We start from the raw sequence: 15,602 nt of genomic DNA on the forward strand, positions 1-15,602 counted from the left end.
GCGGACGCCTTCGCGGGCAAGCCACGCTCCCACAGGTACAAGGTGTGCCTGCCACCGACCATGACTGAGATTTGAAAATGACCGACACCCCCCATTTCCCGCTCTCCGCCGTGGTCGGCGCCGATGACTTGAAGCTCGCGCTGTACCTCACCGCCATCGACCCGAAAATCGGTGGCGTGCTGATCGAGGGCCCGCGCGGCATGGCCAAATCCACCCTGGCCCGAGGCTTGGCGGACTTGTTGGCCAGCGGTCAATTCGTCACCTTGCCGCTAGGCGCCACCGAAGAACGGCTGGTTGGCACCCTCGACCTCGACGCGGCCCTGAGCGAGGGGCGCGCACAGTTTTCCCCCGGCGTACTGGCCAAGGCCGACGGCGGCGTGTTGTATGTCGATGAAGTCAATCTGCTGCCCGATCACCTCGTGGACTTGCTGCTCGACGTGGCCGCCAGTGGCACCAACCTGATCGAGCGCGACGGGATTTCCCATCGGCATTCGGCGAAGTTTGTGCTGATCGGCACCATGAACCCGGAAGAGGGCGAATTGCGTCCGCAATTGCTCGACCGCTTTGGTCTGAACGTAGCCCTCGGTGGCCACACCGCACCTTCGGAGCGCGGTCAGATCATCCGTCGCCGACTGGATTTCGACAGCGACCCGCAAGGGTTCTGCGCCGAGTGGGAAAGCCAGCAACACGCGCTGCGCGAGCGTTGCCGAAAGGCGCGTTCAGCACTGGCGAACATTCCCCTCGACGATGCCGCGCTGGCGCAGATCACCGAGCGTTGCTTTGCTGCGGGCGTCGATGGTCTGCGGGCCGATCTGGTCTGGTTACGTGCGGCCCGGGCTCACGCGGCATGGCGGGGCGGGAACGCGATCAGCGAGGACGATATCGACGCGGTCGCCGAGTTTGCCTTGCGTCATCGTCGTCGCGAACACTCGCCACCGGCGCCACACCAATCACCCGCAGCGCAGCCGCCTTCCAACCAGAACGCCAACCCGAGCGAAGGTCAGGGCCAGTGGGGCGAAATGCCCGCCCAGGCGCTGCCGGTCGGCGCTCGACGTGAAGTGCCGAGCTGGCCAAAAAAGCCCTAGGCATTCGCCCTCGATCAGACGCGGGGGCGAATGCCAGACCCCGCGCAGGACGGCTGGATCACGGTAAGCAGGGCAAGCGTCACGCAGCCCGTGGCGGATCGATCAATTGGCCCGGCACCTTGCTCAATGGCCGACCGCGTCAGCGCGACGATGTGCTGTTTCACCTGCGCACCCGCAGTCCTCATGAATTATGGCTGGTGATCGTCGACGCCTCGGCCTCGACCCGGCGCCATCAGGCGTTGAGCGATGCCAAGGGCTTGCTGGCGCAACTGTTCGACGATGCCTATCGACAGCGTGCGCGTTTGGCTTTGCTGACTGCCAGCGGCCATGTGCCGAAGTGGCAGGTGCAAGGGTTGAAAGCCTCCGCTGGCTTGCGCGACTGGCTCGACGGGCTCGGTGCCGGCGGCGGAACGCCGATGCTGGCGGCGCTGGGCGAGGCAGGACGTTGGCTGGCGGCACGGCAAAAGCGCTTTCCGGCAGAGCAGCAACGGCTGTTGCTGGTGACGGATGGACGGGTGAAGGAGTGGTCAACGTTGCCGGCGCTGAAGTGTCCGGGGCTGCTGATCGACATTGAGCGCGGACCGATTCATCTTGGCCGGGCAAAGGTGATGGCAGCGCAGTTGCAAGTTGATTATCGACATATCGATGAGCTGATTTCAGGTTGAGTTTTGTGCTGACTGTATTGACCCCATCGGGAGCAGGCTCGCTCCCACATTTGATCAGCGGCGTTTACAAGTCCCATGTGGGAGCGAGCCTGCTCGCGATGGCATCACCTCGGAATCGGATAATCGCAGTTCATCTGCATCGCTGCCCTATGCTGCTGTAAGCAAGCCAATCACAGGAGTGACCCATGCGCGTTCTAGCCCGCAACGATCAAGACGATTTTCGCGTCAAAGCTTACGCTGGCACCAACGGCGTGTTGCTGGCGATCGATCTGGCCGAACCCCGCCGCAAAGGCCTGCTGGGTTTCGCCATCGAAAAACAGCAAGGCAGCAAACCCTGGTTGTTTCTGTTCAACAGCCTGACCTTCCCCGGCAAGGCTCATACATTCCCCCAGTTTCACGCCACCCCCAGCGATACCGCGCCGTTGCAGAAGTTTCGCTGGGCCGATTACGCAGTCAATCCGGGCGTGACGATCCATTATCGGATTCACCTGGCCTACGGCACCGCCGATGCGCCACAACTGGGTGAATTCCTGGAAGTGACGGTCAGCACCGACAATGGCCTGCCCGAGGGGCAGAGCGTTATCTTCAATCGAGCGGTGGCCGCCAGTCAGGCTTTCCAGCGCAAGTTCGCTGACGTTGATGCGCTGCTCAGCGTCAACAAGAAACTGCCCATCGAAGAATGGCCCGACGCCCCACGGCAATGGTTGGAAAATGGTCTGCTCGCACGCTTGCTGGGGTTCATCGAACGGGCCGAGGATGGTCAGTGGGCGCTGGACATCGCGATTTATGAATACCAGTTGAAAGTGATCGTCGATGCAGTGAACGCCGCTTTCGAGCGCGGCGTAAAGGTTCGGGTTCTGTACCATGCCCAACTGGACGAAGACACCACTGCGCTGAACGAAGCCAGCCTGGAAAAAATCCCGGCGGCGAACAAACGCGGGCGAGTCACCCACAACATTTTTCACAACAAATTCATCGTCCTGAGCCGACTCGACGGGGCGGGGCAGCACCAGCCCGAAGCGGTACTCTGCGGCAGTACCAACTTCACAGCTAACGGTGTTTATCGTCAGGCTAACGTTGTGCATGTGCTGGACGATGCCCGAATCGGCGCCAGTTACCTGCAAACCTTCGAGCAGGTCTGGTCCACACCGGCGGACGTCGGCGCCACTCGGGAATGGCTCACGGAAAACAATCCGATGCAGCCCCACCAATCGTTGTTCGCCGGATTTTCACCGCGCTCGGGCCAGGGCGATTTGCGTGAGTTCGTCGAAATCATCGAGTCAGCCAAAAAAGACCTGTTGTTTGTCACTGCGTTCACCTTGCCGGACGAAATACTCAACGCCTTGCTCGGCCGGCCCCATGACGACATCTTGCGTTACGGTTTGCAAAACACCGTCAGCAGCATCACCGGTTTCCACGCCGACCGCACCGCCGAGTTCGCCGCCACCGCGCTGCTCAACACCGGCCTGGAAGGCTGGCTCAAGGAAAACATGAAAGGCCAGAAGGGCAACCTGCTGGTGCACACCAAAGCCATCGTCGTCGACTTCACCAGCGATACACCGACCATCATCAGCGGCAGCCACAACCTTAGTGAAGCGGCCAGTAACGGCAATGACGAGAACTACCTGATCATCCGTGGCGACACCGACCTGGCCGATCGTTACGGGCTGGAACTGCTGCGCTTTTACGAGCATTACCGGTTCCGTTACTTTGCAAAAAAACTGCAACTCAAGCAGGTCCGGCCGTTGGCTCCGGATGACAGCTGGACCGATGATTATTACCTCCAGGGCGATCTGCGCATGCTGTCGCGGTTGCGCTTCGCCGGACGATAAACAGCCTGGTGATTCCCTGTGGGAGCGAGCTTGCTCGCAATAGCAGTTGATCAGTCAACAGATATGTTGAATGTGAGGTCCTCATCGCGAGCAGGCTCGCTCCCACAGGGTTCTGCGTCTTACCGGCATCAGGGTTTGCTCGCGAAGGCGATCGCCCAGATGACTGATCAAACGCACATTCAACAGCTCTCGTGCCCGAGGCGCGGTGCATAAAGTGCTCAAGGTTTTCTGCAACCATGGCAAGTCGTGGCGGGGTTTGCGGGCAATCTGCTTGGGCCTGAGCTTGCCAATGTGCTTTTTGAAGTCTTCTTCAAGCGTTTCCCGGGTTCCAATCCCCTTGAGCTTTTTCAGCAACTTCCCCTCCTTGTAGAACAGCACAGTGGGTGTTCCGGTTACATCCGGATGCTTGGGCGATTCGCCGGTGTTGAGCATGTAGATTTGCGCGTGATGCCGATAGGGCTCTGCAATCTGACGAAAAATCGGCCCGGCCATTTCGCAGGCAGGACAGTGTTGGCTGCCGAAATACAGAATCACCGGGCGCCAGGTTTTCAGCGCCTTGCGGTAGACCGCAGCCATGGTCAGGTGGGTGTTCATCGAGCTCATTGAAATCTCCTTTTCAAAGACAATCGAAGGCCTGTCGACGTTAAAGGAGGCCAGCAGATGGGTCTACTGTCAGAAATTACAGGTAGGGCTCTGCTTCATTTTGAATCGCTATGGCTTCAGATGTGGTGCAAGTACTCGAGCGTTGTGTCCCACGGTAGCGTTCTCTTATTTGTGCGTTTCGTAACGCATTCTTCGCGCTAACGCGCATCCATCTGATTCAAAACACTTTTCAATTCCCCCGAGATTCCGCTCATTACCTGTGGCACACTTTCTGCTGTCTATTCCGTTGTTACATACCTACTTCCGGTATAGCGGAATAAACATGACCCTGGAGTGCTTGCCATGCATCGCCGACCTTCGTTGTTTAAAGCGTGTGTTTTCGTTCTCGCGGCTTCGGCCGCTGTCATGGGTGTCGCCCAAGCGGCAGACAGCAAGCTCGACAGCGTGCTGACCCGTGGAAAGTTGATCGTGGGCACGGGCAGTACCAATGCGCCGTGGCACTTCCAGGGAGCGGATGGCAAGTTGCAGGGTTTTGATATTGATATCGCGCGGATGGTGGCCAAAGGGTTGTTCAATGACCCGAGCAAGGTCGAGTTCGTGGTGCAGTCGTCCGATGCGCGGATTCCCAATCTGCTGACCGACAAGGTCGACATGAGTTGCCAGTTCATCACTGTGACCGCCAGCCGCGCCCAGCAAGTGGCGTTCACCCTGCCGTACTACCGCGAAGGCGTGGGCCTGTTGTTGCCGGCCAACAGCAAATACAAGGAAATCGACGACCTGAAAGCTGCCGGTGACGGTGTGATCGTGGCGGTGCTGCAGAACGTGTACGCCGAAGAACTGGTGCATCAGGCGCTGCCCAAGGCCAAGGTCGATCAGTACGACAGCGTGGATTTGATGTATCAGGCGGTGAACTCCGGCCGTGCCGACGCGGCGGCCACCGATCAGTCGTCGGTGAAATATCTGATGGTGCAGAACCCTGGTCGCTATCGCAGTCCGACCTACGCCTGGAGCCCGCAAACCTACGCGTGTGCGGTCAAGCGCGGCGACCAGGACTGGCTGAACTTCGTCAACACCGTGCTGCATGAAGGCATGACTGGCGTTGAGTTTCCGACTTACGCGGCGTCGTTCAAACAGTGGTTCGGCGTAGACCTTCCGACACCTACGATCGGTTTCCCCGTCGAATACAAATGATCCTGTGAGAGCGGGGCGGTTCTAAATCGCCCCGCTCAAGGTACTGCTGACCATGAACTATCAGTTGAATTTTGCCGCCGTCTGGCGCGACTTCGACACCTTGCTGGCGGGGCTCGGTCTGGGCCTTGAGTTGGCGCTGGTGTCGATCGCCATCGGCTGCGTGATCGGCCTGCTGATGGCGTTTGCGTTGCTATCAAAGCATCGCGCATTGCGGGTGCTGGCGTCGGTGTATGTGACGGTGATCCGTAATACGCCGATTCTGGTGTTGATTCTGTTGATCTACTTCGCGTTGCCGAGCCTTGGGATTCGTCTGGACAAGATCCCGTCGTTCATCATCACCCTGTCGCTGTATGCCGGGGCGTACCTGACCGAAGTGTTTCGCGGTGGTCTGTTGAGCATTCCCAAGGGGCTACGTGAAGCCGGCCTGGCCATCGGGCTCGGAGAGTGGCAGGTCAAGGCGTACATCACCGTGCCGGTGATGCTGCGCAATGTGCTGCCGGCCCTGTCGAACAACTTCATTTCGCTATTCAAGGACACCTCGCTGGCGGCGGCGATTGCCGTGCCGGAGCTGACCTATTACGCGCGCAAGATCAATGTCGAGAGCTACCGGGTGATTGAAACCTGGCTGGTGACCACAGCGCTCTATGTTGCGGCCTGTTACCTCATTGCCATGATGCTGCGTTACCTCGAGCAGCGTCTGGCGATTCGCCGATAGGAGGCCCCCCATGTACGAATCCACCAGTTGGTTGCATGAGTTATGGGTGGCGCGGGACGTCCTGTGGCAGGGCTTTCTGACCAGTGTGCAGTGCTCGGCGCTGGCGATTTTGTTGGGCACGCTTGTCGGTATCGTTGCAGGTTTAGTGCTCACCTATGGCACGTTCTGGATGCGCGCGCCGTTCCGGTTTTACGTTGACATCATTCGCGGCACGCCGGTGTTTGTATTGGTGTTGGCCTGCTTCTACATGGCGCCGGCACTGGGCTGGCAAATCAGCGCATTCGGGGCCGGCACCTTGGGGCTGACGCTGTTTTGCGGCTCCCACGTCGCGGAGATTGTGCGCGGTGCATTGCAGGCGCTGCCCAGTGGCCAGATGGAAGCGAGCAAGGCCATTGGCCTGACGTTTTACCAGGCGCTGGGCTACGTGTTGTTGCCCCAGGCGTTGCGGCAGATCTTGCCGACGTGGGTCAATTCGTCCACCGAGATCGTCAAGGCCTCGACGCTGTTGTCGGTGATCGGCGTCGCCGAATTGCTGCTCAGCACCCAGCAGATCATCGCCCGGACGTTCATGACCCTGGAGTTTTACCTGTTCGCCGGTTTGCTCTTTTTCATCATCAATTACGCCATCGAATTACTCGGCCGGCACATTGAAAAGCGGGTGGCCTTGCCATGACTCAAGCTCAAGTTTCGACACAGGATCAAGCGCTGCTGGACATCCGCGGCCTGCATAAACAATACGGCCAGCTCGAAGTGCTCAAGGGCGTCGACTTGACCATGCAGCGCGGCAACGTGGTCACGCTGATCGGCTCCAGCGGCTCAGGGCAAGACCACGCTGCTGCGCTGCGTGAACATGCTCGAAGAGTTCCAGGGCGGGCAGATTCTGCTCGATGGCGAATCCATCGGTTATCACGAGGTCAACGGCAAGCGCGTGCGTCACGCGGAAAAAGTCATCGCCCGCCATCGAGCGATGACCGGCATGGCGTTCCAGCAATTCAATCTATTCCCGCACCTCACCGCGTTGCAGAACGTCACCCTCGGGTTGCTCAAGGTCAAAAAGCTGCACAAGGATGAAGCCGTGGCGCTGGCGGAAAAATGGCTGGAGCGGGTTGGGCTGCTGGAACGTCGCGACCATTACCCTGGTCAGTTGTCTGGTGGCCAGCAACAGCGCGTGGCGATTGCCCGGGCGATTGCGATGAACCCGAGCCTGATGCTGTTCGATGAGGTCACCTCGGCCCTCGACCCGGAACTGGTCGGCGAGGTGCTGAACGTGATCAAGGGGCTGGCCGAAGACGGCATGACCATGCTGCTGGTGACCCACGAAATGCGCTTTGCCTTTGAGGTGTCGGACAAAATCGTGTTCATGAATCAGGGGCGGATCGAAGAGCAGGGGCCACCCAAGGAACTGTTCGAACGCCCGCAATCGCCGCGTCTGGCGGAATTTCTCAAGAGCACCCGCTTTTAAACATTCACTTTTTAATCAGGAGAAACACCCATGAGCATTACTCGTTACGGCACCGGCAGCACCGCCGGTGGCGGCCAGCCCCGTCCTTTCGCCCGCGCCGTCGAAGCCGATGGCTGGCTGCACGTGTCCGGCCAGGTGCCGGCGCTGGATGGCGAAATCATCGTGGGCGGGATTGTCGAGCAGACTCACCAGACCATGAAAAACCTGATCACGATCCTGGAAGAGGCCGGTTACGGTCTGGAAGATGTGGTCCGTACCGGCGTGTGGCTGGAAGACCCGCGGGATTTCTGGAGTTTCAACAAGGTGTTCTCCGAGTACTTCAAAAGCGAACACGCCCCGGCGAGGGCCTGTGTACAGGCGAACATGATGGTCGATTGCAAGGTTGAGATTGATTGCGTCGCGTACAAGAAAAAGGTTTGAGGCTATAGATCGTTCCCACGCTCCGCGTGGGAATGCAGCCCGGGACGCTCTGCGTCCCAAGAGCGGACGCGGAGCGTCCGTTGAGGCATTCCCACGCAGAGCGTGGGAACGATCATTAGCGGTAAACTCCCCGGCGAATTTGTATGGGAACCACTGACATGACCGAAGACACCATCAAGCGCCGGGCTCGCGGTCTGGACCGGGCGTTCGACATTCTCGATTTCCTCAAGGAAATCGGCCAGCCCCTGCGCCCGAACGAAATCGCCAGCGGCATCGGCAGCCCGAAGTCCACGGTCTACGAACTGGTCGCGTCCTTATTGGAACGGCGCATTCTTGAACCTGTGGGCAAGGACGGTCACGTTTACCTCGGTCGTCAGCTGTACTTCCTCGGGCAGGCGCATTTGCGCCATTTCGACCTGACCCGCGAGGCCGATCTTGCCTTGCAAGAGATCGTCAGCCAGACCCGCGAAACCGCGCAGATGTGCCTGCTCAACGGGCGTAAATACACCGTAGCGTTGATGAAAGAGGGCGAGCGGCATTTCCGCATTTCCTCGGACATCGGCGAGAACGCGCCAATTCCCTGGACCGCTTCCGGGCGCCTGTTGCTGGCGCACCTGAGCGATCAGCAGATCGTCGATTTGATCGACCCCGACGACTTCATCCTGCCCGATGGCGAACGTCTGCCGCTGGAGCGGTTTCTCCAGGAAATCCGCCAGGCCGGTATCGATGGGTTCTTTTCCTTCGATAGCGTCGCCGACACCTTTACCCATTGCTTCGCCGCTCCGGTCAAAGACCCGAACGGCGTGGCCATCGCGACCCTGTGCATCGTCGCCCCACGGGCCGACGCGAAGAACAATTACAACGACTATCGCCGGGTGTTGATCGACAGCGCCAACAGTCTCGCCCGGCGTATCAACGAATAACAGCGGCTGCCTGCGGCCGCGAATGTGAGGAGTTCGACCATGTCTTCTGCCAAAAATACAGCCGCCGTGGAAAAGGGCTTTGCCCACACAGGCGCCAATCTTGTGCGCGACGTCAGCCTGCCTGCGCTGGTGCTGCACCGCGAAGCGCTGGAACACAACATTCGCTGGATGCAGGACTTCGTCAGCAACAGCGGCGCGGAACTGGCGCCGCACGGTAAAACCAGCATGACCCCGGCGCTGTTTCGTCGCCAACTGGACGCCGGTGCCTGGGGCATCACACTGGCCAGTGCCACGCAAACCCGCGCGGCTTACGCCCATGGCGTGCATCGGGTGCTGATGGCCAACCAATTGGTCGGCACGCCGAACATGGCGCTGATCGCCGATCTGTTGGCAGACCCGACGTTCGATTTCTATTGCATGGTCGATCACCCGGATAACGTCGCGGACCTCGGCGCGTATTTCGCTTCGCGCGGTGTGCGCCTGAATGTGATGATCGAGTACGGCGTGGTCGGCGGTCGTTGCGGTTGCCGCACCGAAGCCGAAGTCCTGGCGCTGGCCAAGGCGATCGCGGCTCAACCGGCGCTGGCATTGACCGGCATCGAGGGTTACGAAGGGGTGATTCACGGCGATCACGCGGTGAGCGGGATCCGTGAGTTCGCCGATTCTCTGGTGCGTCTGGCAGTGCAGTTGCAGGACAGCGGTGCGTTCGCCAATGCGAAGCCGATCATCACGGCGTCGGGTTCGGCCTGGTACGACCTGATCGCCGAGTCGTTCGAAGCGCAGAACGCCGGCGGGCGTTTCCTCAGCGTGCTGCGCCCCGGCAGTTACGTGGCCCACGACCATGGCATCTACAAAGAAGCGCAATGCTGCGTGCTCGACCGTCGCAGCGACCTGCACGAAGGTTTGCGCCCGGCGCTGGAAGTCTGGGCGCATGTGCAGTCATTGCCGGAACCGGGTTTTGCGGTGATTGCCCTGGGCAAACGCGACGTTGCCTACGACGCCGGTTTGCCGGTGCCGTTGCTGCGTTACAAGGCCGGTGTGGTGCCGGCGGTCGGCGATGATGTGAGTGCCTGCAAAGTGACGGCAGTGATGGACCAGCACGCGTTCATGACCGTGGCGGCGGGGATTGAGTTGCGGGTGGGCGATATCATTTCGTTCGGTACTTCGCACCCGTGCCTGACGTTCGACAAGTGGCGCATTGGGTGTTTGGTGGATGAGCAGTTGCAGGTGATAGAGACCATGGAAACCTGTTTTTAAGGTTCCAGACCGAGGTGCGGCCATCGCGGGCAAGCCCGCTCCCACAGGTTCTTTGGTGTGGCTGCAATCTGTGGCAATTCACAAATCCCTGTGGGAGCGGGCTTGCCCGCGATGACGGCCTACCAAACAACATCGCAATACCAGAGACCCCACGACGATGAACACCATCAACACCCTGGGCCCCAACACCCCGCGCATCGCCCTGATCGGCGAATGCATGATCGAATTGCAGCAGCGCGCCGACGGCACCCTGCAACAAAGCTTCGGCGGCGATACCTTGAACACCGCGGTCTACCTGGCCCGCGAACTGGGCGATGGCGGCACGGTGGATTACGTCACCGCCCTGGGCGATGACAGTTTTAGCGATGCGATGTGCCAGAGCTGGGCCAGCGAAAACATTGGCCTGGACATGGTCCAGCGTTTGCCCGGTCGCTTGCCCGGCCTGTATTGCATCCAGACCGATGCGGCCGGCGAGAGGCGTTTTCTCTACTGGCGCAACGAAGCGGCAGTGCGCGATTGCTTCACCACCCCGGCGGCCGCGCCGATTCTGGCGGCGTTGCCGGATTACGACGTGTTGTATTTCAGCGGCATCACCCTGGCGGTGCTCGGTGTGCAGGGGCGAGAAAAACTTCTGGAAACCCTGATCGAAGCCCGGCAGCGGGATGCGCGGATCGTGTTCGACAACAACTACCGGCCACGCTTGTGGGTGTCGATTGAAGCGGCACGGGCGGCTTATCGCAGCGTTCTGCCCTATATCGACCTGGCGTTGCTGACGGTTGACGACGAGCAGGCGCTGTTCGACTTTTCCGATTGCGCGGCGGTGTTTGCCGCTTACGAGCAGATGGGCACGCCTGAAGTGGTGCTCAAGCGCGGTGCCGAGGCGTGTCTGATTCGCTGTGACGGTGAGTCGTTCGAAGTGCCGGCGCAGGTGGTCGAACGGGTGGTGGACACCACGGCGGCGGGGGATTCGTTCAGTGCGGCGTATTTGGCGTGCCGGCTTAAGGGCGGCAGCCCGGTCGAAGCTGCCGAGGCCGGGCATCGGTTGGCGAGTCGGGTGATTCAGGTGCCGGGGGCGCTGATCCCGAGATAAGCGGTGGATGGCCGCTTGCTGCGCAATCGGATCGCGGGCAAGCCCGCTCCCACAGGGATTTGTGAGTTGCCCACGATTGCAATCACATCACCGCTCCCACAGGTTTTTTGGTGTGGTTGCAATCTGTGGCAATTCACAACCCCTGTGGGAGCGGGCTTGCCCGCGATGAGGCCCTAAAGCCAAGCCCATCAATCCCGATAAAACACCTGCACCAGGTGATACCCGAACTTGCTCTTGATCGGCCCATGCACCACCCGCAGTGGTTTTTTGAAGATCACTGCATCGATCACGCCGACCATCTGCCCGGGCCGCACTTCGCCCAGGTCGCCGCCGCGTTTGCCGGACGGGCACGTGGAGTATTTCTTGGCCAGTACATCGAAGGCTTCGCCCTTGGCGATGCGTTGTTTGAGCTGCTCGGCTTCTTCCGAGGTTTTCACCAGGATATGGCGGGCTTGGGCTTTCATTGGCAGTACCTTGCAACGGTGGTGGCTATGTTGGTGCCAGCGTGGGGCGCGCGATTATGCCTTAACTCAGTCCGCTTGGCCGATCATCGTGCGAATCTTGTTGGCCAACAGGTCAATGGAAAAGGGTTTGGCCACCATGTCCATGCCTTCCTCCAGGAAACCCTGGCGTTCGGCGGCTTTTTCCGCATAACCGGTCATGAACAGCACCTTCAGACCCGGGCGATGCTGACGCGCGATTTCCGCCAGTTGCCGACCGTTCATGCCCGGCAGCCCGACATCGGTCACTAGCAGATCGACCCGCAAGTCGGATTCCAGCAAGGGCAGGGCGGCTTTCGCGTCTTCGGCTTCATGGGCGTGATAACCCAACTCATTAAGCAGGTCGAGCACCAGCATGCGCACCGCCGGATCGTCTTCCACCAGCACCACGGTTTCACCGGCAACTGCTGCCGGTGTTTCACCGGTGAGCGGCATCAAAGTAAGTTCCGGCACTGCGACGTGCAGCCGTGGTAAATACAGCCGAACGCAGGTGCCTTGGCCCGGCAGGCTGTGAAGACTGACGTGCCCGCCCGACTGCTGGGCAAAGCCATAGATCATCGACAGCCCAAGGCCGGTGCCCTGACCGATGGGTTTGGTAGTGAAGAACGGTTCGAAGGCCTTGGCCAACACTGACGGGGTCATGCCCGTGCCGTTGTCGCTGACGGCAATCATCAGGTAATCCCCGGCCCTGACCGGTTCCAGGGGCGTGATGTCGCTGCCGTCGAGGTGAACGTTAGCGGTTTCGATCAGCAGTTCGCCACCTTCGGGCATCGCATCCCGGGCATTGATGACGAGGTTGAGCAAGGCGTTTTCCAGTTGACTGACGTCAGTACTGACCGGCCAGACTTCATCGGCCAGTTGCATTTTGAGCTCGATATGGTCGCCCTTGGTGCGGCGGAACAAATCTTCCAGGGAATGCACCAGATGGTTGGCATTCAGCGGCTTGCGATCCAGCGACTGACGCCGGGAGAACGCCAGCAGGCGATGGGTCAGGGCGGCGGCGCGGTGGGCCGAGGATACGGCGGCTTCAGTGAAGCGACCGATCTCGGCGGCACGCCCGTCGGCGATGTAGCGTTGCATCAGATCGAGGCTGCCAATAATGCCGGTGAGCATGTTGTTGAAGTCATGGGCGATGCCGCCGGTGAGTTGTCCCACCGCTTCCATTTTCTGCGCGTGCCGCAAGGCGTCTTCGGCGCGCTCGCGTTCGAACATCTCGTTCTGCAGTCGCTGGTTGGCTTCGGCCAATTGTTGAGTGCGGGCGCTGACGCGTTCTTCAAGGGTTTCGTTGAGATTGCGCAGGGCTTCTTCGGTGTGTTTGCGCTCGGTTTCGTCGATTACGAAGATGTAAAAACCATTTGCCGCGCCGTCCGGGCCATGACGGGGCAGGTAGTTCATCAAGGCCTGACGAGGGCTGCCGTCGCGGTGCGCGGCGCTGATACTGAAACTGCAGGCCTTGCCTTTCAGCGCCTCGGCAATGTATTCGGCGCGCGAGGCATAGGCTTCGTCGCCCAGCACTTCGTGGATGGTACGGCCGTAAAGCTCTTGGGGCGTCAGGCCGTACCATTCCAGATAGGCGGCATTGTTCAGGCGAAAGCGCTCCTCGCTGTCGACGTAACTGATCAGGATTGGCATGGCGTTGATGATCAGTTGCAGCTCGGTCTGGCTTTGGCGCAAGGCCTGTTCGATGTGTTTGCGTTCCGTCAGATCGAGTGCCGCGCCAAGGAAACGGATCGGCCGGCCATGATGGTCCTTGTAGCAGCGGCCCCGGGCAAACACCCAGCGCAATTGGCCGTCGGGTTGCAGCAAGCGATATTCCTCGGCGTACTCGCTGCCATGGGTGATGCAGTGCTTGATGCTGCGGGCAATCATGGCGCGGTCTTCCGGGTGCACGCCGTGGAGGTATTCGCTGATGGGCAACTGGCTGGCCATGGCCGGATTGATGCCATGCAACTGGGCGAAGTGGGCATCGGCGATGAAACGGTCTTCGCCGATGTCCCAGTCCCAGGTGCCGACCGCATCGGTGGCGGCCAGCGCCAGTTGCAGGCGCTGCTCGGTTTCCTGCTGGGCCTTGAGGCTCGCGGCGGAGCGTTGTTCGAGTTCCAGGGCGATGCGGCGGCGTTCGTTGGTTTCGATGGCCGTGACCAGAATCCCGGCCACTTCGGCGCTTTCATTGCGAATGGGGCTGTAGGTCAAATCCAGCCAGAAGTCGGAATCCTGACCGTCGCGCTGCAAGGTAAAGCGCTGTTCGCTGTAGGTCCGCACCTGGCCCTGTAGGACGGCGCTGTAAATCGGGTCGGTGAAGTCTTTAAGTTCTGGCCAGATCTGGTGCGTCGGTTGTCCGAAAGCGTGAGGGTGCTTGCTGCCGACGAGGAAGGCGAAGCCGTCGTTGTAGATCTGCGTAAGCTGCGGGCCCCACAGCAACAGCATTGGCATGGGCGAGTGAATCACAATGTCCACGGCGGTGCGCAGGCTCTGTGGCCAGTGGTCGGCGGCGCCCAGCGGGTTGTTTGTCCAGTCCAGTCGAGCAATCAAGGCCTGGGCGTCGCTGGCGGTTGGTAGTGCGTTCATTACAATGTCCTGCGCGTCAGTCGGTGTGGCGGCGTCTACTATCCTTGCAGGGCGGTAGACGCTGGATGACCCGTTTTGGGTCATTTTTTCAATTGAATGCTTCGCGGGTGTTTTTTGCCATGGAAATCGATGCACTGTTGCAGATTCTGGCCAGCCGCAATGGCTCCGATCTTTACCTGTCCACGGGCGCGCCACCCAGTGCGCGATTCGACGGTGTGCTCAAACCCTTGGCCGAGCAGCCATTCAAGCCCGGAGAAATCGCGGCCATCGCCGCGTCCATCATGGACGCCGAACAGCGCCTGGAGTTCGATCGCGAACTGGAAATGAACCTGGCGCTGTCCCTGGCTGGCGTCGGGCGCTTTCGGCTCAATATCTTCAAGCAGCGCAACGATGTGTCCATCGTGGCGCGCAACATCAAACTCGACATTCCCCGCTTCGAAGACCTCAAACTGCCGCCGGTGCTGCTCGAAACGGTGATGCTCAAACAGGGGCTGATATTGTTCGTCGGTTCGACCGGCTCGGGCAAGTCGACCTCGCTGGCGGCACTGATCGATTACCGCAATCGCCACAGCAGCGGCCATATCATCACCATCGAAGACCCGGTCGAGTTTATCCATCGGCACAAGAAGTCGATCATCAACCAGCGTGAGGTCGGCGTAGACACCCGCAGTTTTCATGCTGCGTTGAAAAACACCCTGCGTCAGGCGCCGGACGTGGTGCTGATCGGCGAAATTCGCGATCGCGAGACTATGGAGCACGCGCTGGCGTTTGCCGATACCGGTCATCTGGTCATTTCCACTTTGCATGCGCACAACGCCAATCAGGCGCTGGACCGCGTGATCAACTTCTTTCCCGAAGAGCGCCGGGCGCAACTGCTTCATGACCTGGGCAATAACCTCAAGGCCTTTGTTTCCCAGCGTTTGGTGCGTACTCGCGATGGGCAGCGCCGGGCGGCGGTGGAGATCATGCTGGGAACGCCGACCATCGGCGACCTGATCCGGCGCAATGAGTTTTCCGAGCTCAAGGGGATTATGGAGAAGTCTTCAGAGGCCGGGATGCAGACGTTTGATGGGGCGCTGTTCGAGCTGTTTGCCGAGGGCGCGATCGATGAGGCAGAGGCGCTGAAACATGCGGACTCGGTGAACAACTTGCGACTGCGGCTGAAAATGCACGCCGAGGCTACGCCCGGGCCTCATACACCGCCGGGTGAATGGGGATTAGTGGACTAGCGCAGGCAACGACGATCAAATGTGGGAGCGGGCTTGCTCGCGAAGACGATTTCACATTCAAC

Annotated in this window: 13 protein-coding genes and 2 pseudogenes; 12 read left to right on the forward strand and 3 right to left on the reverse strand. The window is 60.1% G+C overall.

Annotation, left to right across the window (positions count from 1 at the left end; genetic code table 11):
- The first annotated feature begins 77 nt into the window (after window positions 1-77).
- The 3 genes from AB4O41_RS00190 (at window position 78) to AB4O41_RS00200 (ending at window position 3,582) form a co-directional block, all read left to right on the forward strand.
- Window positions 78-1,085 (forward strand): ATP-binding protein, encoded by a 1,008-nt coding sequence (locus AB4O41_RS00190; protein ID WP_460145695.1) that lies wholly within the window; start codon window positions 78-80, stop codon window positions 1,083-1,085.
- 119 nt (window positions 1,086-1,204) lie between these two features.
- Window positions 1,205-1,750 carry a vWA domain-containing protein gene (locus tag AB4O41_RS00195; protein ID WP_460145696.1) on the forward strand — a complete coding sequence of 182 codons (546 nt, stop codon included), beginning with the start codon at window positions 1,205-1,207 and terminating at the stop codon, window positions 1,748-1,750.
- Between the two features lie 185 nt (window positions 1,751-1,935).
- Window positions 1,936-3,582 (forward strand): phospholipase D-like domain-containing protein, encoded by a 1,647-nt coding sequence (locus AB4O41_RS00200; protein WP_460145697.1) that lies wholly within the window; start codon window positions 1,936-1,938, stop codon window positions 3,580-3,582.
- Between the two features lie 159 nt (window positions 3,583-3,741).
- On the opposite strand, the pseudogene AB4O41_RS00205 reads toward AB4O41_RS00200, so the two are convergent.
- Window positions 3,742-4,185: pseudogene (locus tag AB4O41_RS00205) on the reverse strand (thioredoxin family protein); the annotation flags it as partial.
- A 342-nt stretch (window positions 4,186-4,527) separates the two neighbouring features.
- Between AB4O41_RS00205 and AB4O41_RS00210 the strand changes: the two are divergent.
- From AB4O41_RS00210 to AB4O41_RS00245, 8 genes and pseudogenes are all read left to right on the forward strand, one after another.
- Window positions 4,528-5,376: a transporter substrate-binding domain-containing protein gene (locus AB4O41_RS00210; protein ID WP_460145698.1), complete on the forward strand. Its 849-nt coding sequence runs from the start codon at window positions 4,528-4,530 to the stop codon at window positions 5,374-5,376.
- A 52-nt stretch (window positions 5,377-5,428) separates the two neighbouring features.
- Window positions 5,429-6,091, forward strand: a complete 663-nt coding sequence (locus AB4O41_RS00215) for an amino acid ABC transporter permease (RefSeq protein WP_105341167.1) — start codon at window positions 5,429-5,431, stop codon at window positions 6,089-6,091.
- 10 nt (window positions 6,092-6,101) lie between these two features.
- Complete coding sequence (locus AB4O41_RS00220) at window positions 6,102-6,764, forward strand: amino acid ABC transporter permease (RefSeq protein WP_460145699.1); 663 nt, start codon at window positions 6,102-6,104, stop codon at window positions 6,762-6,764.
- A pseudogene (locus AB4O41_RS00225) lies at window positions 6,761-7,553 on the forward strand (amino acid ABC transporter ATP-binding protein). Before AB4O41_RS00220 ends, AB4O41_RS00225 begins: the two are co-directional and overlap by 4 nt.
- 30 nt (window positions 7,554-7,583) lie before the next feature.
- The gene (locus tag AB4O41_RS00230; RefSeq protein WP_460145700.1) at window positions 7,584-7,973 is read left to right on the forward strand and encodes a RidA family protein; all 390 of its coding nucleotides are present in this window, start codon (window positions 7,584-7,586) and stop codon (window positions 7,971-7,973) included.
- A 158-nt stretch (window positions 7,974-8,131) separates the two neighbouring features.
- On the forward strand, window positions 8,132-8,896 hold the full coding sequence (locus tag AB4O41_RS00235; protein WP_460148230.1) for an IclR family transcriptional regulator: 765 nt from the start codon (window positions 8,132-8,134) through the stop codon (window positions 8,894-8,896).
- Window positions 8,897-8,935: 39 nt separating this feature from the next.
- Window positions 8,936-10,153 carry an amino acid deaminase gene (locus AB4O41_RS00240; RefSeq protein ID WP_460145701.1) on the forward strand — a complete coding sequence of 406 codons (1,218 nt, stop codon included), beginning with the start codon at window positions 8,936-8,938 and terminating at the stop codon, window positions 10,151-10,153.
- Between the two features lie 157 nt (window positions 10,154-10,310).
- Window positions 10,311-11,243, forward strand: a complete 933-nt coding sequence (locus AB4O41_RS00245; RefSeq protein ID WP_460145702.1) for a sugar kinase — start codon at window positions 10,311-10,313, stop codon at window positions 11,241-11,243.
- Window positions 11,244-11,431: 188 nt separating this feature from the next.
- Here the strand turns inward: AB4O41_RS00245 and AB4O41_RS00250 are convergent, their stop codons facing one another.
- Together AB4O41_RS00250 and AB4O41_RS00255 are read right to left on the reverse strand one after the other, a co-directional pair.
- Entirely contained in the window at window positions 11,432-11,707 is a 276-nt protein-coding gene (locus AB4O41_RS00250; protein WP_007898282.1) for a peptidylprolyl isomerase, read from the reverse strand.
- A gap of 66 nt (window positions 11,708-11,773) precedes the next feature.
- Complete coding sequence (locus AB4O41_RS00255; RefSeq protein ID WP_460145703.1) at window positions 11,774-14,311, reverse strand: PAS domain-containing hybrid sensor histidine kinase/response regulator; 2,538 nt, start codon at window positions 14,309-14,311, stop codon at window positions 11,774-11,776.
- Window positions 14,312-14,430: 119 nt separating this feature from the next.
- On the opposite strand from AB4O41_RS00255, the gene AB4O41_RS00260 reads away from it, so the two are divergent.
- Window positions 14,431-15,540 carry a PilT/PilU family type 4a pilus ATPase gene (locus AB4O41_RS00260; protein WP_460145704.1) on the forward strand — a complete coding sequence of 370 codons (1,110 nt, stop codon included), beginning with the start codon at window positions 14,431-14,433 and terminating at the stop codon, window positions 15,538-15,540.
- Window positions 15,541-15,602 lie beyond the last annotated feature (62 nt).

The sequence above is a fragment of the Pseudomonas sp. S2_A02 genome (assembly GCF_054668495.1).